14 protein-coding genes are annotated in these 21,044 nt (G+C 63.7%); 8 read left to right on the top strand and 6 right to left on the bottom strand.

Translation table 11 applies throughout. From position 1 onward, the window contains the following. The coding region (locus GY769_17365; GenBank protein ID MCP4203689.1) for an inorganic phosphate transporter at positions 1-191 on the top strand (191 nt) is incomplete at its 5' end. 333 nt (positions 192-524) lie between these two features. On the opposite strand, the gene GY769_17360 is transcribed toward GY769_17365, so the two are convergent. From GY769_17360 to GY769_17350, 3 genes are all read right to left on the bottom strand, one after another. Next, a complete protein-coding gene (locus GY769_17360; protein ID MCP4203688.1) occupies positions 525-1,430 on the bottom strand; it encodes an SPFH/Band 7/PHB domain protein in 906 nt (301 codons plus the stop codon). A 160-nt stretch (positions 1,431-1,590) separates the two neighbouring features. Next, a complete protein-coding gene (locus GY769_17355; GenBank protein ID MCP4203687.1) occupies positions 1,591-4,038 on the bottom strand; it encodes a 2-oxoglutarate dehydrogenase E1 component in 2,448 nt (815 codons plus the stop codon). 15 nt (positions 4,039-4,053) lie between these two features. Then, on the bottom strand, positions 4,054-5,013 hold the full coding sequence (locus GY769_17350) for a zinc metalloprotease (GenBank protein ID MCP4203686.1): 960 nt from the start codon (positions 5,011-5,013) through the stop codon (positions 4,054-4,056). A gap of 51 nt (positions 5,014-5,064) precedes the next feature. Between GY769_17350 and GY769_17345 the strand changes: the two genes are divergently transcribed. From GY769_17345 to GY769_17330, 4 genes are all read left to right on the top strand, one after another. Then, the gene (locus tag GY769_17345) at positions 5,065-6,114 is read left to right on the top strand and encodes an extracellular solute-binding protein (protein MCP4203685.1); all 1,050 of its coding nucleotides are present in this window, start codon (positions 5,065-5,067) and stop codon (positions 6,112-6,114) included. A gap of 167 nt (positions 6,115-6,281) precedes the next feature. After that, the gene (locus GY769_17340) at positions 6,282-7,358 is read left to right on the top strand and encodes an ABC transporter ATP-binding protein (protein ID MCP4203684.1); all 1,077 of its coding nucleotides are present in this window, start codon (positions 6,282-6,284) and stop codon (positions 7,356-7,358) included. Positions 7,359-7,402: 44 nt separating this feature from the next. Then, complete coding sequence (locus tag GY769_17335; GenBank protein ID MCP4203683.1) at positions 7,403-9,031, top strand: iron ABC transporter permease; 1,629 nt, start codon at positions 7,403-7,405, stop codon at positions 9,029-9,031. Then, positions 9,028-10,248, top strand: coding sequence for an MFS transporter (locus GY769_17330; GenBank protein ID MCP4203682.1), 1,221 nt, complete (start codon positions 9,028-9,030; stop codon positions 10,246-10,248). Before GY769_17335 ends, GY769_17330 begins: the two co-directional genes overlap by 4 nt. Before the next feature lie 34 nt (positions 10,249-10,282). On the opposite strand, the gene GY769_17325 is transcribed toward GY769_17330, so the two are convergent. After that, positions 10,283-10,954, bottom strand: a complete 672-nt coding sequence (locus GY769_17325) for a flavin reductase family protein (protein MCP4203681.1) — start codon at positions 10,952-10,954, stop codon at positions 10,283-10,285. A gap of 1 nt (position 10,955) precedes the next feature. On the opposite strand from GY769_17325, the gene GY769_17320 reads away from it, so the two are divergent. Beyond that, positions 10,956-14,003 (top strand): hypothetical protein, encoded by a 3,048-nt coding sequence (locus GY769_17320; GenBank protein MCP4203680.1) that lies wholly within the window; start codon positions 10,956-10,958, stop codon positions 14,001-14,003. A 45-nt stretch (positions 14,004-14,048) separates the two neighbouring features. Then, a complete protein-coding gene (locus GY769_17315; protein MCP4203679.1) occupies positions 14,049-15,164 on the top strand; it encodes a glycoside hydrolase family 88 protein in 1,116 nt (371 codons plus the stop codon). Here the strand turns inward: GY769_17315 and GY769_17310 are convergent. Continuing rightward, the gene (locus GY769_17310) at positions 15,161-15,808 is read right to left on the bottom strand and encodes a class I SAM-dependent methyltransferase (GenBank protein MCP4203678.1); all 648 of its coding nucleotides are present in this window, start codon (positions 15,806-15,808) and stop codon (positions 15,161-15,163) included. The two genes, GY769_17315 and GY769_17310, sit on opposite strands and share 4 nt — an antisense overlap. A gap of 328 nt (positions 15,809-16,136) precedes the next feature. Here GY769_17310 and GY769_17305 point away from each other — a divergent pair, with 328 nt between their 5' ends. After that, the gene (locus GY769_17305) at positions 16,137-17,993 is read left to right on the top strand and encodes a hypothetical protein (protein MCP4203677.1); all 1,857 of its coding nucleotides are present in this window, start codon (positions 16,137-16,139) and stop codon (positions 17,991-17,993) included. Between the two features lie 26 nt (positions 17,994-18,019). Here the strand turns inward: GY769_17305 and GY769_17300 are convergent, their stop codons facing one another. After that, on the bottom strand, positions 18,020-20,986 hold the full coding sequence (locus GY769_17300; GenBank protein ID MCP4203676.1) for a hypothetical protein: 2,967 nt from the start codon (positions 20,984-20,986) through the stop codon (positions 18,020-18,022). Positions 20,987-21,044: the final 58 nt, after the last annotated feature.

Raw genomic sequence — 21,044 nt, 5'->3', positions numbered from 1 at the left:
TGGTTCTGGGAGCGTCGCGGATAGGTGTGCCTGTGTCGACGACCCACGTATCTTGCGGGGCGATCTTCGGTATCGGGTTGGTCAACGGCAAGCTCGAATGGAGCACGATCGGCAAGATCGCGGCGACTTGGCTGACGACCCTGCCACTCGGGTTCGCGCTCGGCTTCGGGTTGTACCTGGCTTTGTCCTGACGGTCACCTGCCGATGTGTCAGCGGGCCGCAGGTGCCACCTCTTCGCGAGCCATCAGTAGATGGAGAGCCTCGCTCCGAGGTGCACGCGGCCGGCCCTCAGGTCTCGGGCTCTGGGTGTGCTCGGGAGGTGCGGAGTTCGGCCGACACGGAGGTCGACCGCTACACTTCCTCTTCCCTCTCAACCTCTCGGCTCGATAACTGAAGGAGCGCAGCGTGCGCCCCGAAGTGGACCTCTCTTTGTCCACGAAGGGGCGGCACCGGCGCGACACTCTCGACACAGAGTCATGCCCAGCAGAAGAACTCGGTCGACCTGCTTGTCGACCAGTGCCATTCTACGGCTCGCGATTGGGCTCTTGCGCAGGCGCCTCGTCTTGCCAGATCTCGCGCATGGTGGCGAGACTGCTCAAAACGCCCGAGGCTTCATAGGGCAGGAAGACCTTCGAGCCTTTGCCGTTCGCCATCGTCTCGAGCGCTTCCAGGTACTTGAGGGCGATCAGCTCGCGTGTCGGCTTGGCGGCGTGGATTGCCTGAAAGGTATGAGTGATCGCTTCGGCCTCGCCCTGCGCCACCGCTTTGCGGCGAAACTGCTCGGCTTCGGCCCTGCGCCTGACGGCTTCGGCCTGGCCCTCGGCTTCGAGAATGTCGGCCTCCTTGTGTCCCTCCGCTTCCAGGATCTGGGCCTGTTTCTGGCCCTCGGCTTCGAGAATTGCGGCGCGTCTGTTGCGCTCGGCCTTCATCTGACGATGCATGGCTTCGGTCACGTCGGTGGGCGGCTCGATGCGCTGGAGCTCGACCCGGGCGACTTTGACTCCCCACTTGTCGGTGGCCTGGTCGAGGATCTCTCGCAGCTTCGAGTTGATCACCTCGCGCGAGGTCAGGGACTCGTCCAGAGCCAGGTCGCCGACCAGGTTTCTCAAGTTGGTCTGGGCCAGCTTGGTGGCGGCGGCATAGAAGTTCGCGACGTTGTAGGTGACCTTCACCGGATCGGTGACCTCGTAGTAGACCACCGCGTCGACCTCGACCACCACGTTGTCCTTGGTGATGACGCTCTGAGGCGGAACGTCCACGACCTGCTCGCGCATGTCGACCTTGATCAGTCTTTCAATGAACGGCAGGACGATATTGAGGCCGCTCTCAGCGGTTCGCTGGTACTTGCCGAGGCGCTCGATGAGGCCTTTCTGGTAGGGCCGGACGATTCGGAATGGCATGATCGACGCACCTCCCTTGCTCGGTCCCATGTCCTTTTGAAGTTGGCGGAGCTGTTTTGGCGTTACGATTGGCATAAAGCGATTCTCTTCCTATCGGCGGGGGGACACAATACGTAATGCAACGATGACTGTATTCATGACGGTCGGTGCCAGGCCGTCCGTTGCATTACGTATTGTGTCCCCCTGTCTGCTAACGAAAGGCCAGCTCGATTAGAGTTCTCTGCTCGAGCTGATGGGCCTTGAACGAGCCGGTCGCCGGGCTGCCGCTGGCGGCTCGCTTGATCGTGCGCACGTGACGACCACGACTCACCTGCTCGATCCGCGGCACGACAAAGAAGAGCGCGCCCATGTTGGCGGGCTCTTCCTGGACCCAGAGAATCTCGCGCGCGTCGGGATGCCGGTCGAGCTCGGCTCCGACCTCGCGGTGCGGGAACGGATAGAGCTGCTCGATCGAGACGATGGCGACATCGTCGAGCTGGTTCCTGGCTCGCTCCGCCATGAGCTCGTGACGGATTTTGCCGGTGCAGAGGATGACGCGCCGGGCCGAGTCCACGGTCTTTTCGGTAAAGACGTTGGAGAACCGGTTCCGTGACAGAGCCTCGCGTGGCGACGCCGCAGCCGCGTGCCTGAGCATGCTCTTGGGGGTGAAAACGATCAGCGGCTTGCGCCACTTGCGTAGCGTCTGCCTGCGCAGAATGTGGAAATACTGGCAAGCGGTCGAAGGGTAGGCGATCTGAATGGCGTCCTCGGCGGCGAGCTGAAGAAAGCGCTCCATCTTTGCGCTCGAGTGCTCGGGGCCCTGTCCCTCGTAGCCATGCGGCAGGAGCACCACCAGGCCCGACAGCAGTCCCCACTTGTCCTCGCCGGCGGTTACGAATTGGTCAAAGATGATCTGGGCGCCGTTGGCGAAGTCGCCGAACTGTGCCTCCCAGGCCACCAACGCCTCCGGATAGTCGCGACTGAAGCCGTATTCATAGCCGAGTACGGCTGCCTCGGAGAGCACCGAGTTGTAGATCTCGAACCCGGCCTGGTGCTCCGAGATGTGGTCGAGAGGACAGTATTCGCCGCCACTCTCGACGTCGACCAGAACCGAGTGCCGATGGCTGAACGTTCCCCGGCGGGTGTCCTGGCCGCTGATGCGAACCGGACGGCCGCCGTCGAGAAGGGACGCGAGAGCCAGCGCCTCAGCCATGCCGAAGTCGACCGGGCGTTGGCCGGCGCCCATTTCGCGACGCTGCTCGAGCAGCTTCAGAAGCTTGGGGTGGACGCTGAATCCGTCGGGTACGGTGGTCAGCCGGCGGGTGTACTCCTCGATGGCTTCGGCAGGCAACCCGGTGTCGACTTCGTGCCTGTCGTTGTGCCCGCCGCCCTCGAACGCGTCCCAGTAGGACGGCAGCCGGCGCAAGACAGGAATCTCTTCCAGAGATTCCGCTATCTGCTTGGCTTGTCCGAACTCCTCGCGTACCGCGGCGACCAGGGTGTCGAGCTCGTCGGCAGCGGTTCCGATCCGCTCGGCGTAGGTCTTCCACAGCGGTGGTCGCGCCTTGACTCGGGCATAGATGTCAGGTTGGGTCATGGTCGGGTCGTCGATTTCGCTATGCCCGTGGCGCCGAAAGCCGATCAAGTCGACGACCACATCGCTGCCGAACTCGTATCGATAGGCCATCGCGATCCGCGCCACCCGCGCGACCGCGTCCGGGTCCTCGCCATTGACGTGAAAGACCGGAATCGGCAAGCGCTTGGCGATATCTGACGCGAACCGCGAAGAGTGAAGCGCCGCCGGCTCGGTGGTGAAGCCGATCAGGTTGTTGACCACGACATGGACCGTTCCGCCTACGGAGAATCCGTCGACCTCGGCGAGGTTGAGCGCTTCGGCGGCAATACCTTGCCCGGCGAACGCGGCGTCGCCGTGCATGATGATCGGAACGACCTTGACTCCGTCGCGGTCGTCGAGGCGCATCTGTTTGGCCCGGACCCTGCCCATTGCAACCGGAGCGACCGCCTCGAGGTGGCTGGGATTGGATACCAGGTGAATGCTCAGCTCGCGACCACCGCGGGCCTTGTAGAGGCCGGTGGCGCCGAGATGGTACTTGACGTCGCCGGCGCCCATGATGCTCCTCGGCGCTACGTCCTCGAATCCGGCCAGCAGCTTCGTGAGGGGAACGCCGACGACATGCGCCATGACATTGAGGCGCCCGCGATGGCTCATGGCCAGGACCGCCTTCGCCGCCTCGCGCTCGGCGGCGGTCTCGAGCATCTCGGCGAGCAGCGGCACGAGGGCCTCCAGCCCCTCGACCGAGAAGCGTTTGTTGCCGATGTAGCGGCTCTGAAGCGTTTCTTCGAACGTGGCGGCCCGGAGCAGCAGCTCCAGAGTTGCCTCGTTCGAAGCAGCCTCGTTTGCGGTTTCCATCGCGTCGGCGATCCACCGCCGCCTCTCCGGGTCCGGAATGTGACCGAACTCGACCGCCAGCGTGCCGCAGTAGGCTTCGCGAGCGCGTCGGGCGGTCTCCTGCTCGGAGTCCGAGGTCCAATCGTGAAGCTCGGGGTGTCGTTCCGGGACCAGCCGTTCGAGCCAGTCCAGATCCGCCTCCAGGTAGCCCCAGCGGCGGAAGGCCTCCAGTACCCGATCTACGTTCATGGCCGGCGGGGCGACCTACATCAGGCCCGGCTTGAATGTCGCGATCTGGTCCTTCATCCACTGCTCCTGCTCCGGAGTGAACTCTTCCACGCAGTCATCGTCACTGTAGTCCATGAAGTTTGTGACCGGGTCGAGGCCGGGTTCGGGGCAGGTATCGCGGGTCACAGGACAGCCCGAGGCGGGCATTTTCTCGCGGGGGGTGTCGGAGATCCGATCGTTCTTTGCCGAGCACTTGCCCTCGAACGTGTGGTAGAGGCCTAGGTAGTGCCCGGTCTCGTGCACCGCGGTGTCACCGAGATCGAAAGGCGTAGCCTTGCCACCCGGGAAGGTGGAGTGCAGCAGGACGATTCCGTGCATGAAGCTGTCTTCCGGATAGTCCGAAGGGAAGTACGCGTAGCCGAGAACGTCGTCCTTTGGGCGGCAGGTGTAGATGTTGAGCGTGGTAGTCGGGTCCAGGGCATAGCGTTTCTTGAACTTGGTTTCCACCTTTTCGCTGAGACACTTCTTGGCGAACTTGTTCTTCTTGCGCCGTGACACGCCATCGAGGGTGAAGCTGAAGCCGTGGGCCGTGAAGGACCGGTTGAGAACGTCCAGCTGTTCCGCGATCTGCTGGTCGGTGATGTTCCAGTCTCCGTTCTTCTTGCGCAGGATGTGGAAATGGACCGGTATCTCGAGGTCCTTCATGCGATGTCGGGTACCCGCTGCTCGAAGGTGCTCCGCTACGGCCGATCCGATGAACTGCCTCTCGAAGTCCGCAATCGGCCGAGTGGCGCAACGGACGCCGGCCTGGAGGTCTCCGGCCTCTCCCTGGAAGACGATGCCGGGCTCGAGGCCTTCGCGGTCGAAATCGTGGGTGATGCTCTGGAGCATTCTCGCGAGCGAGCTCTCTTCGGCGTCGGCCGGCGCCGGTTCGACTGCTGCGGATAGGACCATGAGCAAGACGGCGGTGGCCCCGAGCTTGCGGTTCATTCCCATCGGCGAAGTATAAAGGGACTGATGTCGGGTGAGCCGATAGAATCCGACGTCATGTCTTCGCGCAGCGCAGGTGCATCTTTTCAGGCTGGTGCGAAGGGCTTCTTACTGCTGTGGGTGATGCTTCTGAGCGCCTGCTCGGACGGCCGCACGCCGGTGGTGCTCTACTCGCCGCACGGTCGCGACCTTCTGGAGCTGGTCGAGCAGGCCTACGAGGCGACCAATCCCCAGGTCGACGTTCGCTGGCTCGATATGGGCTCACAGGAAGTCTACGATCGAGTGCGCTCGGAGCGAGCGAACCCTCAGGCCGACCTCTGGTTCGGCGGCCCCGACACGATCCTCTCGCGCGGTGCAACCGAGGGTCTTCTGGCCGCATATCGCCCGAGTTGGGCCGATCACTTGCCGCCGGAGAGTCGGCACTCCGGGGATCTCTACTTTGGACTCTATCGAGCCGTGCCGGTTCTGCTTTACAACTCGGCGGCCATTCCTGAGTCCGAGGCGCCGCGGGATTGGGAAGACCTTTTGGATCCGCGCTGGCGGCAGAAGGTCGTGATCCGGGATCCCCTCGCCAGTGGAACCATGCGTACCGCGTTTGGGCTGATTCTGGCGAGATCGGTCGCTGAGACCGGCTCGGAAGATGCAGGGCTCGATTGGCTGCGCCGGCTCGACGCCCAGACTTCGGACTATGTCCAGAACCCGGCGCTCCTGTTCGAGAAGATCGTCCGCCAAGAGGGCCTGGTCACGATCTGGGAGCTCACCGACGCGCTTCTGCTGGGTGAGCGCGATGCTCCGGTGAGCTACAAGTTTCCGACCAGCGGAACGCCCGTGATCGACGACGCGATCGGGCTTGTCGCAGGAGCTCCTCACGCCGAAGCGGCCCAGGACTTCATCGACTGGATCGGCAGTGAGGAGGCTCTGGGCCTGGTGGCGCGCGAGGTCTTTCGGCTGCCGGCGCGTGATGATCTCCCGCCCGGCTCGCTGCCCGAATGGGCGGAGCTGGCGCTCGCCGAGATCCGGCCGGCGCAGATTGACTGGGATCTGCTGGGGGAGCGAGGGCAGGAGTGGATGAGAAGGTGGGACCGCGAGGTCCGGTCCAAAGGATAGACCGCGGCTTCGGAAATGACTGAATCTCCGGCGTTACGCTCTCTCGGGCGTCCTCGACGTACTTCGAAGTACGCCTGCGGAGCCCTCGGTCGCGTGCCTGGGGTCTTCAGCCATTTGCGAAACCCCTTGTCGAGCCTCGTGTCGATGGCATGGCAGAGGCTTGTGTGATGGCGTTTCTGGAGCTCCAGGGCATCGCGAAGAGCTTCGGCGAGACGGTCGTCCTGCGGGAGATCTCGCTCGAGGTCGAGGAAGGCGAGACGCTGGTTCTGCTCGGGCCGAGCGGCAGTGGCAAGACGACGTTGCTGCGTTTGATTGCCGGCTTCGAGACTGTCGATCGGGGCGAGGTTCTGGTGGCAGGAAAGTCGGTCGGCGCGTTGCCCGCGGCCGAGCGGAACTTCGGGCTGGTGTTCCAGCATTACGCTCTCTTTCCTCATCTGAGCGTGGGCGAGAACGTGTCGTTCGGCCTCGAGTCCCGGGGCCGGTCGAAAGGCGACATCCGAGGTGCGGTCGAGCGGGCTCTGGAACAGGTCGATCTGGCGGGTTTCGCCGATCGCAGAATCGACGCCATCTCGGGCGGCCAGCAGCAGCGGGTGGCGCTCGCGCGCGCGCTCGCGCCAGAGCCACGCTTGCTCCTGCTCGATGAGCCGCTCTCGAATCTCGATCCGGAGCTGCGTGAGCGGACGCGCCAGGAGCTGGCGGGGACCCTCGAGCACATCGGCATCACGGCCGTTTGGGTGACTCACGAACAAGAGGAGGCCTTCGACGTAGGTACCAAGGTGGCAGTTCTCAACCACGGCAGGCTCGAGCAGATCGGAAGCCCTGAAGAGCTCTATCGCCGGCCGGCAACGCCCTTCGTTGCGGGCTTTGTCGGCCGGGCCTCGGTACTACGAGGCCGGCTCGTTGCAGATGCCCTGGTGGAGCTCGACGCCTCCCACGATTCGTCGCTCAGGTTCCCGGTCGCCGTGGACGAGGACGCGGCGGCAATAGGCCGTCGAGTCGAGGTCTACGTTCGGCCCGAGGCCTGGGAACAGGCAGGCCGGGAGGATTCGGGCGTACTTGACGGAGAGGTGACGGAGCGGCGTTTTGCCGGACGCGAGAATCTCGTGCGGGTCAAGCTCGATCAAGGCTCCGAGATCGAGTTTGCCACCGAAGGCGACCTCGCCCCGGGCGATCGGCTGGGGCTTCGCTTGCGGTCCGGCTCCATCGTGCCCACGGCCTTTCCGGTCGAGCGAGACCCAGAGTGAACCTTTCTTCGCAGTCGCGAAAGGCCGTGCCTCGGCTGGGGGGCTTGGCCTTGGCAACGGTGCTCGTCTGGATCGTCGGTTATCCACTCATCTTGACGCTCTTCGAGGCCCTGGGCATTCCGAGGGCGCCGACGCTCGGTCACTTTCAGGCCTTCGCCGAGCGTGCCGACGAGTGGCTGGCACTCTGGCGCAGCCTGTGGATCTCGGGCGCTTCGGTCCTGCTCGCCGCGGCCATCGGAGTACCGCTGGCGTTCGTGTTCGACAGGCTCGAGTTCCCCGGCCGGTCCATCCTTGGCGGCCTGGTTGCGCTGCCGGTGGCCTTGCCGCCACTCGTGGGCGTCCTCGCATTCTTGTTCCTCTACGGCGAAAGCGGTTTCCTGACGCGGAGCGTGCAGTTCACTTTGGGTCTCGACGCGCCGCCCTGGCGCTTAAGAGGTGCGGGCGCGATTCTCCTGGTCCACGCTTACTCGATGTACGTCTACTTCTATCTCTTTACCCGCGCGGCGTTGACCCGGCTCGATCCGTCGATGGAAGAGGCCGCCGCCAGCTTGGGTGCCGGCAGGTTTAGGCGTCTGCGGCGGGTGGTTCTACCCCTCTTGCGCCCGGCACTCGCCGGCGCCGCGCTTCTCACCTTCATGACCTCGCTGTCTTCGTTCTCGGCGCCTTACATATTCGGTGGCGGCTTCCGCGTGATGACGACGCAGATCGTGGCCTCGAAACTCAACGGCGAGATCGTGGCGGCGCAAGTCGAAACGGTGGTTCTGGCCCTGGCGGCCGTGGCGGGTCTGGGAGCGCTGCTGGCGTTCGACCGGCGTCGGGTGGCCGTGGTCGGAGGAGTGCGTGGTCTGGCCCCGAGACGGCGCACACTCGAGAGCCGGCGCTCACGGCTTGCGGCCGCCGCCTTGGGCTGGACCCTGGCGCTCTTTCTCCTGCTTCCGCACCTGACGCTCATCCTGGTCTCGTTCGTGCCTCCGGGAACCTGGACGGTGGAGGCGGTGCCGCCGGTCCTGGATGTCTCGAACTACAGCCAGCTGGCCGCGGGAGCCGAGCGCCTGCGCCCGATCGTAAACTCACTCTGGATGGCGCTTGTGGCCACGGCCGGCGCGGTGACGCTCGGACTCGCGGCGGCGCGAAGCTCGATCAAGGCCGGTGGCCGGCTGGGTGCGCTTCTGGAGACCCTGGTGGCTTTGCCGTGGGCGGTTCCCGGCACTGTCTTCGCCGTTGCCCTGGCGACCGCGTTCAGTGTTTCGGCGCCCTATGCGGGTCGTTTCGTTTTGATCGGCACTCCAGTGATTCTGCCGCTGGCCTATCTGGTTCGCAGTTTGCCGGTGACCGGACGGAGCGCATTCGCTGGTTTGCGCCAGTTTGACGTTTCGCTCGAGGAGGCCGCCGCTTCTCTCGGCGCGGGTCGCTGGCGAACGCTCCGTCGCGTGGTGCTGCCGATGTTGCGGCCGGCGCTGGCGGCCGGTGCCGGCCTGGCCTTCATCACCGCTCTCGGGGATTTCGTCACCTCGATCGTTCTTTACACTTTCGAGACCCGGCCGATCTCGATCGAGATTCTGTCGAACCTGCGCTTGCAGGAGACCGGAATCGCAGCCGCCTATGGAGTCTTCCTGATGGTCGCGAGCGCCCTGGCCTTCGTGTTCTGGAGCCGTAAAGAGGCCACCGAGTGAGCGAGGGCGGTGCACTCAAGAAGATATGGGTGCTCATGGCGACGGTCTTTGTCGACATGCTGGGCTTCTTCATCGTCCTACCGCTACTGCCGTTCTACGCCGAGAAACTCGGCGCAGATCCCGTTCGGGTGGGCGCGCTGGTGTCGATGTTCGCGCTCGCGCAGCTCGTTTCGGCTCCAATGTGGGGGCGGCTGTCGGACCACTATGGCCGGCGGCCGATGATTCTGATGGGACTCCTGGTTGCGGCGGCGGCCTATTCGATTTTCGAGATCGCCGATTCCGTCTGGCTACTCTTCCTGTCCCGTTTCGTTCAGGGTGCGGCAAGCGGGACCACCGGTGTCATTCAGGCCTACGTCAGCGACTCGATCGGTCGGGAGGAGCGCGCCAAGGCTCTCGGTTGGTTGACCGCGGCGACCAGCGCCGGCGTCATGATGGGCCCCGTTGTGGGCTCGCTCGCGGTAGGGCGAATCGGTCCCGGCTATCTCGCTGCCGCCGTTTGCTTGCTGAATTTTGCCTTTGGATGGCGCTGGTTGCCGGAACCCGAGGTGTCGTCGACCTCGAGCCGCCGGCGGCAGAAGGGTGCGACACGCGGAGCGATCGTCGAGTTTCTGCTCCATCCGACGCGGCCGCTACCGCGTCTGGTCTGGATCTACACCTTCGGCATGATGTCGTTCATGGCCATGAACGGCATCTTCGCCCTCTATCTCGAGCGTGTGTTTGGGATCGACGAGAGAAGTATCGGATGGTTCTTTATGTATGTCGGAGGAGTTTCGTTGATCATGCGCTCGCTGCTTCTCGGACCGGCGGTGACCAGATTCGGCGAGCGTCGGGCGATGCGTATGGGGGCTCTGGGTGTGGCTTTCGGGATGGCGTTGGCGCCCTTCGCGGGCTCGATCTGGACGCTGTGTGCCGCGATCACCTTCATACCCATCGGCACGGCACTGCTCTTTCCCACCACGACCTCACTGGTTTCCGAGCAAGCCCCGGAGGGCCAGACCGGGATGATCCTGGGCGTTCAACAGGCATTTGGTGGCGTGTCCCGCATGGTGGGACCGATCTGGGCGGGTGCGGTGTTTCAGTTCGTCGGCATTCGCTGGCCCTTCTGGTTGGCGGCGATTCTCATGGTCCTGGCGCGTCTGATGGCAGCCGGGGTCGTGAGAGCCGAGGAACCCGACGGCAAGGATGCTCAGGACAGGTCGCCGAAAGAACCCTCCTGAACGTCTCTACCAGCCGCAACCGGAGCTACGTGCGCTACCGCTCACGCTGGGGCGGCTGACGCCGGCCGGCGTCCAGGGCGGCGCGACCGCGGGGCATTTCGAACCGATCCCGAGTCGTGGCGTAGCCGGCTCCGCCCATGCGCCCGATGGCCGCCAGCTTGTCGGCGTCGATGTGCATTCGATCGTTGACCAGGTCGTCTCGCACGAACACGTGGACGACCCGGCCGAGCACGACGTTGCCTCCGCCGGGGCGCCCCGGATTCGTGCGTATGACCTCGGTGGTCCGACATTCGAAGGCGATAGGGGACTCGGCGACGCGGGGAGGACGGACGACCTGCGACCGCACGCTGGCCAGGCCGGTCAGATCGAACTCGCTTTGTTCCGCCGGAAGGGGCTCGGCGGCGGCAGCCACTGCCGTGGCATAGGCTTCGGTGGCCACGTTGACTACGAACTCGCCGGTTCCCCCTTCCTCGGTCGGTTTGCAGTTGCGCAAAGTGTCTTTCTCGGATCCGTCCGGTTGGTTGCTCGGGCAGAAAAGGAGAGTCATCGGGTTCGACCCAACGCCGTTGAAGAACGAGAACGGAGCCAGATTGGTCGTGCCGTCGGTCGAGACCGTGGAGACGAAGGCGATCGGTCGAGGCACAATGGCGCCGATCAGGAGCTTGTAGCGATTGCGGACGGACAGAGCCTCGGGATGGAACTCCATAGTGAGCAGTTTACTGGAGGCGGAGCACTCGGTCAGGCTCGCGCCACGTCTCCGATTCCTTTTCGGTATGCTCTCGGCCGTTCGGGAGATCTGTACTTTGACTGGAATCACCCGCGTAGGCAGCGGAAGCTCGAAGGCAGTAGCGATCGCGCTGATTTGGATCCTACGGCTGCAGGTTCCGGTCGCGGCCGAAGCCGAGCCCGCGGGGTTGGAGAGCGTCGATGTGGCGCCGGTCTGGTCGGGTCACCCGGTACATTTCGCTCTCGAGACAGCCGGGCGGTGGCAGTACGTCGCTTTCTACGACCCCCAGCGCCGGATGACGGTGGCGCAGCGATCGCTGGACTCGGCCGACTGGAGCTTTCAACGCCTGCCTTCGGTCGTCGGTTGGGACTCCCACAACTACCTCGCCATGGCGGTAGACCTGGCAGGTTTCATCCACGTCAGCGGCAACATGCACGGTGACAGGCTGGTGTATTTCCGGTCCACGGCAGCGCATGACATCTCGTCGTTCGAGACGCCGGGCATGGTCGGGGAGCTCGAGAAACGGGTGAGCTACCCACGCTTCATTCATGGCGCCGAGGACGAGCTCTACTTTCAGTATCGGGACGGCAAGAGCGGCAACGGCACGCAGATTCTGAACGCATACGATGTCGACTCGAGGCGCTGGCGTCGCCACCTGTCCGAGCCGCTGCTGGACGGCGAGGAATCCGAGAGCGCCTATTCCGTCGGTCCGGTGAAGGGACCCGACGGCTACTTCCATCTGGTCTGGCTGTGGCGCGAAAGCCCCGATGGGGCAACCAATCACGATCTCTCGTACGCCCGCAGCCGGGATCTGATCCACTGGGAGACCGCCTCCGGCAAGCGTCTCGATTTGCCGATACGGCCCGGGGTCGAAGAGGCTCTGGTCGACCCGGTCCGATCGGGTGGCGGGCTGGCCGGCGTCGCGTTCGGCGTAGGTTGGGACGCTCGGCACCGGCCAATCGTCACCTACTCGAAGTACGACGCCGCCGGCAAGAGCCAGGCCTACAACAGCCGCTGGGCAGGCAACGGTTGGGAGGTAGCCAGGGCCAGCGACTGGACCTATCGCTGGGACTTAGCGAGGACCGGAACGCTGCAAGAAGCGACCGTCGTGAGGCCCCCGACGATCGACGAGCACGGCAACCTGACCCAGGAGTTTCGGCATGTCGAGCAGGGAGCCGGCATCTGGGTCTTGGACGAGGATACGCTGACGCCGGTTGTAACGCTGCCGATCCCTGACGGTCTCCGACTTCTGAATGAGCCGGAATCCCCGGTTCCCGGCATGGAGGTGCGCGAGTTCATCCACGATCGCCGCGGCGAGTACTTCCTTCGGTGGGAGACCTTACCGGTCAATCGTGATCGGCCACGTGACCCGCCCCATCCGGAGCCCAGCCGGCTGCGCGTCTACAGGAAAGCGCAAGAAGGGGAAGCGGGTACGGCGGAGTCTGCGTCAAGCGACCACGTGGTTCCGCCGAAGGGCTTTCTGGAGGCCAGTAACGTGCGGATCGGCGCGATCTCGGTGGAGGTCGGCAATGTCTTCGACGAGAGCGACCCGACCGAGAATCGGAAGCTGTTTCGAATGGTGAACCGCTATCGACGCAAGACGGCGGAGAACGTGATTCGAAAAGAGCTTCTCTTCAAGAGCGGCGATCCGTATTCGCATCGGCTACTCGAGGAGTCCGAGCGCCTGCTGCGCAGCAAGGGCTACCTGTACGAGGCGGAAATCCGGCCCACCGCGTATCGGCGCAAGAGCGAGGAGATCGGTGGCGAGGTCGACGTTGTGGTGAGAACTCGCGACGTGTGGACCCTGACCGGCGGCGCTTCGTATTCAAGGAGCGGAGGCGAGAACAGCACACGGTTTCACATCGAGGACACGAACTTCTTGGGCACCGGAAAGGAGTTGGGCGTCAGCCGCGAGTCCGATGTCGAACGCACTAGGAACGAGTTTCAATTCCGGGACTTCAATCTCTTCGGGACGCGGGCCGAAGCCGAGGTGTTACTGGAGGAGAACTCCGATGGCTACCGCCGCTTTCTCAAGCTGAAGCGTCCGTTCTTCGCTCTCGATTCGCGGCGATCCAAGGGCATTACGCTTCTGACGGAAGAGCGGATCGATCCGCTCTTCGAGCGCGGCGAGGTCGCGACTGAGTTCCGGCACGAGATCGATCAGCTGACTGCGTTCTGGGGGTTCTCTCGAGGACTTCACGACGGTGTGGCTCGGCGCTTGAGTCTCGGCTTTACGTTCCTGCGCGATCGCTTCACCCAGCTCGCGGACCGACCGCCTCCAACGGATCTCCCCCCCGACCGCACGATCTCCTATCCTTGGATCGGCTTTGACTGGGTCGAAGACCGGTTCATCGAAGCGGCAGATCTTGACAAGATCGCTCGTATCGAGGACGTCAACCTCGGTACGGTGATCAGCGCCCGGGCGGGCTGGTCTTCGCCCGCATTCGGTGGTGACCGTGACGAGGCGCTGGTGGGATTCGACGCTTCGAGCGGATTCCACCTGGGTCCCGGAAGGCTGCTCTTCATCGACAGCACCGGCGGCACTCGGTGGTCGAAAGAAGGCTTTGCGAATGCTGCACTTAGCGGAACGGTCCGCTTCTATCGCAGAAACCTGGGTAGACACATCTTCTACGCCGAGTTTCAGGCCGCGGCGGTTGAGAACCTGGACGCGGAACAGCAGCTCCTGATCGGAGGTGACAGCGGTCTGCGTGGCTACCCGCTTCGCTTCCAGAGCGGCGATCGCCGTTTGCTCCTGACGCTGGAGCAGCGTTACTACTCGAAGAGGGAGGTGTTCAAGCTCGCCACTCTCGGGGCGGCAGTGTTTCTGGACATCGGCACGGCCTGGTTTGCGGGCTCCGATAGCGAAGACGATCTCGGCGTGCTGAGGGATGTGGGATTCGGCCTGCGCATGAGCCCGACCCGCTCGAGCGGCAAGACCGTCGTTCATTTGGACGTGGCGTTTCCGCTCGACGCCGGCGGCTCGATCGAGAGCATCCAGTACCTGGTAACCACCAAAGAAACGCTGTAGCTGTCGGTGGCGAATGGCGAGATGGTAGCGCGAGACGGTGCTCCGATGCAGCGAATCCTTACCGTGTTCGTCATGGCCTTTTGGCTGTCGGTCGGAGGCTGCGCCGCTGAGCCCCGGGCGGTATCGGAGGCCGAGGTCGATCCACTGGAGCCGGCGCAGATCCGAGCCGTGGCGGCCAGGGTGGCCGACTGGCAGCTCGATCACCCCGAATACGATCCCAAAGACTGGACCAACGCCGTTTTCTACTCCGGCGTCATGGCGGCCTACCGCCTTACGGGCGACTCGAAGTACCTCGAGGCGATGATCGCGGTCGGTGAACGAGCCGGTTGGCAGATCGGGGCGCGCCACCGCCACGCCGACGATCACGCCATCGCCCAGACCTATCTCGAGCTCATTCGGATCGAAAACGGCGCTGAGCGATACAGACCGTTTCAGATTGCGATCGATCGGATGATGAGCGAGCCGCCGAGCTGGACCAAGGAGCATCAGCGGATCGACTACTGGTGGTGCGACGCGTTGTTCATGTCGCCTCCGGCTCTGGCCAAGCTTGCCCGAGCGACCGGTGACGCCAGATACCTCGATTTCATGGATCGGCTGTGGCGCGAGGCGTACGACCTTCTTTATGACGAGAAGCACCGGTTGTTCCATCGCGATCTCAGGTTCCGCGATGAGCGAGATCCTCGATTCTGGGCTCGAGGTAACGGTTGGGTTCTGGCGGGTCTGGCCCGCCTGATAGACGAATTGGGGCAAGCTCGTTCAAGCGAGATCTTCTACAGGCGGGTCTTCCGCGACCTTGCCGAGCGGATTGCGGAGCTTCAAGCCGACGACGGACTCTGGCGTTCGGATCTTCTGGGCTCGAGCTCGTCGGCTCCCGGAGAGAGCAGCGCATCGGCGCTTTTCTGTTTCGCTCTCGCCTGGGGGGTTCACCAGGGCATCCTCGACCCCGAGGACTTTCTGCCGGTGGTCGCGGCGGCCTGGGAAGGACTCTTCCGAAACGTCGATGGAGAGGGCCGCCTCGGTTGGGTCCAGAAGCCCGGCGCCAAGCCCGGCCGGGTCTCCGGGCGGCACTCCGAGGTCTACGCCAGCGGGGCCTTTCTACTGGCTGCGGAGCAGGTTCTCGCCCTGCAAGAGGCTGATCGAGAATCCGGCGATGCGATCTAGGCTCTCGGCTTGCGGAACAGAACCGCGAATCGGTCCTCTTGGTTGTTCCAGTTGTTTTGCTGCTCGACGAACTCGAATCCGGCGCCCACCATTTCGGCGACCAGGTCGCCCTTGGGGATGCCATGGCCACCACGATCGGGCACCCCGGGCAGCTTGCTCCAGTGCTCCTGCGGCGTGATGTCTATGATGGCGATCAGCCCGTTCGGTTTGAGGGCTTGCCAGAGCTCGGCGCGCATTCTCTCGGGCTTGACGAAGTGATGGTAGACGAGGCGCAGCAGAACGGCGTCGCAGCAGTCCGGCGGCAAGCCGATTTCATCCTGGTTGCCCAGGACCGCCTCGATTTGTGAAAGGCCTTTGCGGCTCATGCGTTTCTCGATTTTCTTGACCAGGTCTTTCTTGACCTCGGTGGCAAAGACCCGCCCTTCGGGCCCGACCTTTGCGGCTAGCTTCTCGGAAAAATCGCCGTCGCCGGCGCCGACGTCCGCGAGCACGTGCCCCGGCGCGAGCTGCAGTAACGTCGCAATGCGCTCGATCTCGGCCATGCTGGCGCCCCGCAGGCTGCACGCCACAAGCGCCAGGCCGGCAATTGCGATCGCCAGCGAACGGTTCGAAGGTCGGGGGTGGCGTTGGAGTCGTCGGGGCATGCGGCGGTTCTCCTCGGTTCTTCTCTCAAGCCTTCTACGGAAGGCAGGTCCACGAGTTGCCTCTTCCGAAAAGGCGCGGCTCTCGCCGGGAGTGTAGTCGATGGATCTACAGTCGTGAATACCGTGCCTGGTCGAAGGCTGTGAAAGGAGAATGAGTAACCATATAGAGACGCATAGAACCGACTCGCCTCGGCGGCACTTCCAGAGAGCTCGAACGTTCACTGTCCGGCGGGGTGGTATTTGGGTCCGCCTTGTGAGGCGGCGCGCGCCGCCCAGCAAGAAGGACAGAATGCCGGCGGAGGCCGGTCTTCGAGGAGGTAAGCGAGTCGTGTCGACCCGAGAACTTTCCTGCCAGGGAGCTGCGGCCACTGTTTTGCTCGGATTCTTGGCTCTGGCCTTGCCGGTACAGGGACAGGAGGCCGGTTGTCTCGACTGCCATGACGACCCGGCCGAGACCCTGGCGGCCTCGGTGCACGAGTTCGCCGAGTGCATCGATTGCCATCCGGGCACCGAGTCGGAGGAGCACATGGACGGTGGGCTGACACCGGGCTGTGCCGACTGCCACGACGAAACGGCCATGGTGCTCGAGAGCAGTGTCCACGGCCGCGCGGGAGGAGCTGCAGAATGGCCGAGTGGTGGCTGCCAGGTATGCCACGGCGCGATCCACGAGCTGGTTTCGCAGACCGATCCGGGGTCGCCGATTCACTTGCACAGAATCGCCGAGACCTGTGGTGCCTGCCACGCCGACGCCGATCTTGCAGGCGAGCTGGGCATCCGGCTGGTGCAGCCATTGGCGGCTTATTCCGCGAGCGTTCACGCCGGTGCCGTGATCGAGGGCAACGGCGGCGCCAACTGCAGCAGTTGTCACGGCGCCCACGACATCCTGCCGGCGGCCGACGTGAGCTCGAAGGTCCACCGCGAACGAGTGCCCGAGACCTGCGGCCAATGCCACGAGAAGATTACCGCGGTGTACGAGGCCAGTGTCCACGGCAAGGCCGCCAGACACGGCATCCAAGAATCGCCGGTCTGCACCGACTGTCACGGTGAGCATCGCATTCTGGGACCGGCGAACGAGGAGTCCCCGGTCTTTGCCACCAACCTGCCCAAGGTTACCTGTGGTCGCTGCCACGGCGATCTCCGGCTGTCGGCGAAGTTCGGCATGTCCGAGGACAAGGTGCCGGCCTATTCGGACAGCTTTCACGGCCTCGCTTCGCGTGGCGGCTCGGTCACGGTCGCCAATTGTGCCTCGTGCCATGGCGTCCACGACATCCTGCCCTCGTCGGATCCTGCGGCCCATACTCATGCCGCCAACCTGGCGGCGACCTGCGGCCACTGCCATCCCGGTGCGGGCGCTCAGTTCGCCATCGGTCCGGTCCACGTTTTGCCCACCAAGAGGGAGCACGCGGTGGTGTATTGGGTGCGCAAAGCCTATCTTTCACTGATCTTCGTCACGATCGGTGTCATGCTGCTGCACAACCTGCTCGACCTCTACCGAAAAGCCCGGCATCCCGAGCCAAGGATGGGGCCGGCATCGGCCGACGCGCCGGAGCGTATGTCGCAGGGCTTTCGCCTTGCTCACGCTCTGTTGGCGCTGAGTTTCATTGTTCTCGCCTACACCGGTTTCGCCTTGAAGTACCCGGAGGCCTGGTGGTCGCTGTCGCTGTTCGGATTCCGCGGCTGGATTCACCGCGTCGCGGCGGTGGTGATGCTGGCTGCGGGCGCCGTGCATGTCATCCACCTCCTCAGGGACAGACGGGCGAGACGGTGTATCGCCGAGATGTGGCCCGGGCGGGCGGACTGGGTCGAGATCAAAGAGAAGGTCTCTTTTCTGGCCGGACGCCGGACCGTGCCGCCGCCGGAGCCATGGGTCGGCTACGTCGAGAAGGCCGAGTACCTGGCGGTGATCTGGGGCACGGTCATCATGGCGGCGACCGGCTTTCTGTTGTGGTTCGAGGAATGGACCCTGCGTTGGCTGCCGAGTTGGGTAGCCGATCTGTCGACGGTGATTCACTTCTACGAGGCCGTTCTCGCCACGCTCGCGATTCTGGTCTGGCACTTCTACTCGGTGATTTTCGATCCCGAGATCTACCCCATGGACACCGCCTGGTTGAATGGGCGCTCGACTCGCCACCGAAGGCCGGCCAGAGTGCCCGCGCGCAAGAAGCAGTCGACGAGCGAGGGCTAGCGGCCGGCGAGTCAGCGAAGAGCCGCTCAGCGGTAACCGAAGAGCATCGAATAGACGATCAGGGCGATCAGGACGAGCCCGATCGCCAGCGCGGTGTAGGCGAAGAACCGGATCGCCTTCTCGGCCGGCTTGGGGACGGGATCGACCAGGTGCTCTTCGAGCTGCCCGCTCTTGACCAGTTCTTCGTACTCACCGGGCTTGTCGTACTGCAGTTCGTCCAGGGTGACCCGGCCGGTGAAGATGACCGGATCCATGGGGAACTTGTCAGGCCGGAAGTGGGTGTTGAAGAAATGGATGGTGAAGATAAATCCCACCGCCAGCAGGGCTTCATCGCTGTGGATGATGGTGGCCACATTGACGAACCAACCCGGGACAATGTGAGTGAAGACTTCGGGAAACCACAGGATCAACCCGGTCGAGCCAATCACGAGCACGCCCCAGAAGACCGCGAAGTAGTCAAACTTCTCCCAATAGGTATAGCGACCGTAGTGGGGGCGTGAACCCATGCCGAAGAACCAGCGAATCGACTGAACTACTTCCTTGACGTCGCGTCTATTGAACAGGATCGAGTTGGGGCCGGCGATCATCTGAAGCCAGGTCTCTCCGGATGCCTTCTTCTTGCGCCACACGTCCCAGAGGTGGACGAAGAAGATCGCCACCAAAAACACGGCGCCGATCCGATGCAGGGTCGCCATTGTGTGGAAGCCGCCGAGTAGCCAGGACACGGCCTGAGCCCAGGCCATGTAGGAGAACTTGAGCGCCATGCCCGTTAGCGCAAGGGTAAAGAAGCTCACCAGCATCAACACGTGCAAGGTCCGGTTGAAGCGGTTGAAGCGGCGGTAGAGCTTTTTGCTGTTGGCTTTTGCCAGGAGCTTGTGCTTCTTCCACTCCTCCCGGTTCAACCACAGCCGGGTCAGCCAGGCCAGCGTGTGCAGAAGGGCGAAGGTCAGAGTGCCGACCAGGAGGGTGGTCATGGCCCAGAAGGTCCAGAAGAGCCAGGGGTACTTGTCGGGATCGTGGTGGGTGGCGTGGGTCAGATAGCCTGCAAACCGCTTGTGGGAGCCCTCGTGGCAGTTGCCACAAGTGTCGACGACCCGATCCCGGCCCAGAGCCGAAGCAGGGTTCGAGGCCGGTAGAATGTCGTGAGTACCGTGGCAGTCGTAGCACTTGGCGGAGCCCGCCGAGCCGAGCCGGGAGACCTTGCCGTGAAACGTGTCGAAGAAGGTCTCGGCCTCGGTTTCGTGGCAGCGACCGCATTGGTTCATCATCGTGAACCTGAAATCCTGCTGGTCGGTACGACTGATGGTGTGCGATGAGTGACAGTCCTCGCAGTTCGGAAAGCGATGCTCGGGGTCGGCTTCCGCCGGGTAGTGGATGCTGGTTTTGAAGGTCTCTTCGATGCCGTGGTGGCAGCCCCCGCAGGTTGCCGCGATGTTGTCGTGATGAACCGACGACAGCTCGTCGGTGGGAGGCCGCTCGCCGTGCGCTGTATGGCAGTCGGCGCAGGTGGCGGTTACCAGGAGACCGCTCTCGACCAACCCCTTGCCGTGGATGCTGTCCAGGTAACTGTCGAAGATGTCCTCGATCTCAGACTCGATTCGCACCGCCGCCTGCTCACCGGCTCGATGACAGTTCGCGCACAGCGCGGGAACGTTGCGTGCAAAGGTCGGCGATGAAGGCACCTCCTTCAGCTGGATGTCGTGCTTGCCATGACAGTCGATGCAGGTGGGGGCATCCGGGTCACCCTCAGCGATCAGAGAGCCGTGGATCCCGCCCGTGTACTCGGCCACCGGCTCGGCGTGGCAGATGCTGCAATCCACCTTCGAGGTGACGGTTTCGCACGAGCGAGTTAGTGACGGGGTGACGTCGGTGTGGCATTGAGCACAGGCGGTGTCGTTGTGCGCCGAGCCGAAGTAAATGGCCTCGTCGACGAAGAGCGAGATCGTCTGAGCGTCGCGCTCCATGGTCAGGGACGGATCGGAATGACAGGTGAGACAGTCCTGGTTTGCCAGGCCCGCGGGGTAGAAGACCTGCCGGATCCTGTGCGGCGAATGGCAGTCGACGCAGGCCGGGATCTTGTGCGGCTCTTCTTCCCAAAGCCGGCCTTCGATGACCTTGCGGTGCACTTGCTCGATCTGACCGTGGCAGGCAGCGCAGGTTCGGGCGACGTTGTCACGGTTGATACTCGAAGCGGGGTTTTCGTGGTGGAGGATGTCGTGGGCCGTGTGGCATGAGGTACAGACGGCGGTCACGGTGAGGCCTTGCCGATACAGGCCCTCGCCGTGGATACTCATCGAGTAGTTCTCGAGGATGCTGTCTTGCGAGATTTCGCGGTTGATGGTGACCTCGGATCCCTCCTGGTGGCAACGACCACACAGAAGCGGCACGTTCATCACTGCGGTCATGGCTCGTGGATCGGAGGACGGCAGGATGTCGTGGCCGCCGTGGCAATCGGTGCAGGTCGGGGCGAACTGATCGCCGCGAGTGGCCGCCTCGCCGTGCAGGCTGCGACGCTGATGTGCGACCGCGGTGGCATGACAGTTGGAACATTTCAACGTTCCGACGGTGGCCGCCTGGATGTCATGACTACCGTGGCAGTCGGCGCAGCTCGGCGCCCAGCGCTCGTTGGTCGCCCGGAAGCGGCCGTGGCGACTCTTTTCGAGGCCTGCGGCTTCGGCATCGTGGCACTCACCGCAGCTCACCGGCTCGACCTCGTCATCGTGCATGTCAGCGCCTTCGAGGTCGACATGGCATGAGACGCAATCCCAGTCGCCGTGGATCGAGGCCGCGTACGCCTCGGGGTCTACATAGACCGAGATCTCCTGACCGTCCCGGGTCCCGGTCATGTCGGCGTCTTCGTGGCAGAAGAGGCACTCCTCGGCGTCCTGGGCGAGGGTGGCTGAGACGGGCAGAATTGCGCAAAGGAGCGCGGCAACCAATACCGGCGCTGCCGAGAATCGAATCGTCCTATGGAAGCCTGAAAGCGCTGGCATTGTCTGTAACACCTTATGATGCGATGACCGCGGATTGCATCGTGGCATTAGCTGGAAT

The sequence above is a fragment of the bacterium genome (assembly GCA_024224155.1).
Taxonomy (GTDB): domain Bacteria; phylum Acidobacteriota; class Thermoanaerobaculia; order Multivoradales; family JAHEKO01; genus CALZIK01.
The sequence above is the reverse complement of the archived record's forward strand: the minus strand, read 5'-3'. Positions and strand labels throughout refer to the sequence as shown.

Bases quoted from the DNA above. Each gene is read 5' to 3' on its own strand.
- GY769_17360 (MCP4203688.1), bottom strand. From the start codon at position 1,430: ATGGGACCGAGCAAGGGAGGTGCGTCGATCATGCCATTCCGAATCGTC.
- GY769_17345 (MCP4203685.1), top strand. From the start codon at position 5,065: ATGTCTTCGCGCAGCGCAGGTGCATCTTTTCAGGCTGGTGCGAAGGGC.
- GY769_17310 (MCP4203678.1), bottom strand. From the start codon at position 15,808: ATGCCCCGACGACTCCAACGCCACCCCCGACCTTCGAACCGTTCGCTG.
- GY769_17300 (MCP4203676.1), bottom strand. From the start codon at position 20,986: ATGCCAGCGCTTTCAGGCTTCCATAGGACGATTCGATTCTCGGCAGCG.
- GY769_17325 (MCP4203681.1), bottom strand. From the start codon at position 10,954: ATGGAGTTCCATCCCGAGGCTCTGTCCGTCCGCAATCGCTACAAGCTC.
- GY769_17315 (MCP4203679.1), top strand. From the start codon at position 14,049: ATGCAGCGAATCCTTACCGTGTTCGTCATGGCCTTTTGGCTGTCGGTC.
- GY769_17350 (MCP4203686.1), bottom strand. From the start codon at position 5,013: ATGGGAATGAACCGCAAGCTCGGGGCCACCGCCGTCTTGCTCATGGTC.
- GY769_17355 (MCP4203687.1), bottom strand. From the start codon at position 4,038: ATGAACGTAGATCGGGTACTGGAGGCCTTCCGCCGCTGGGGCTACCTG.
- GY769_17340 (MCP4203684.1), top strand. From the start codon at position 6,282: ATGGCGTTTCTGGAGCTCCAGGGCATCGCGAAGAGCTTCGGCGAGACG.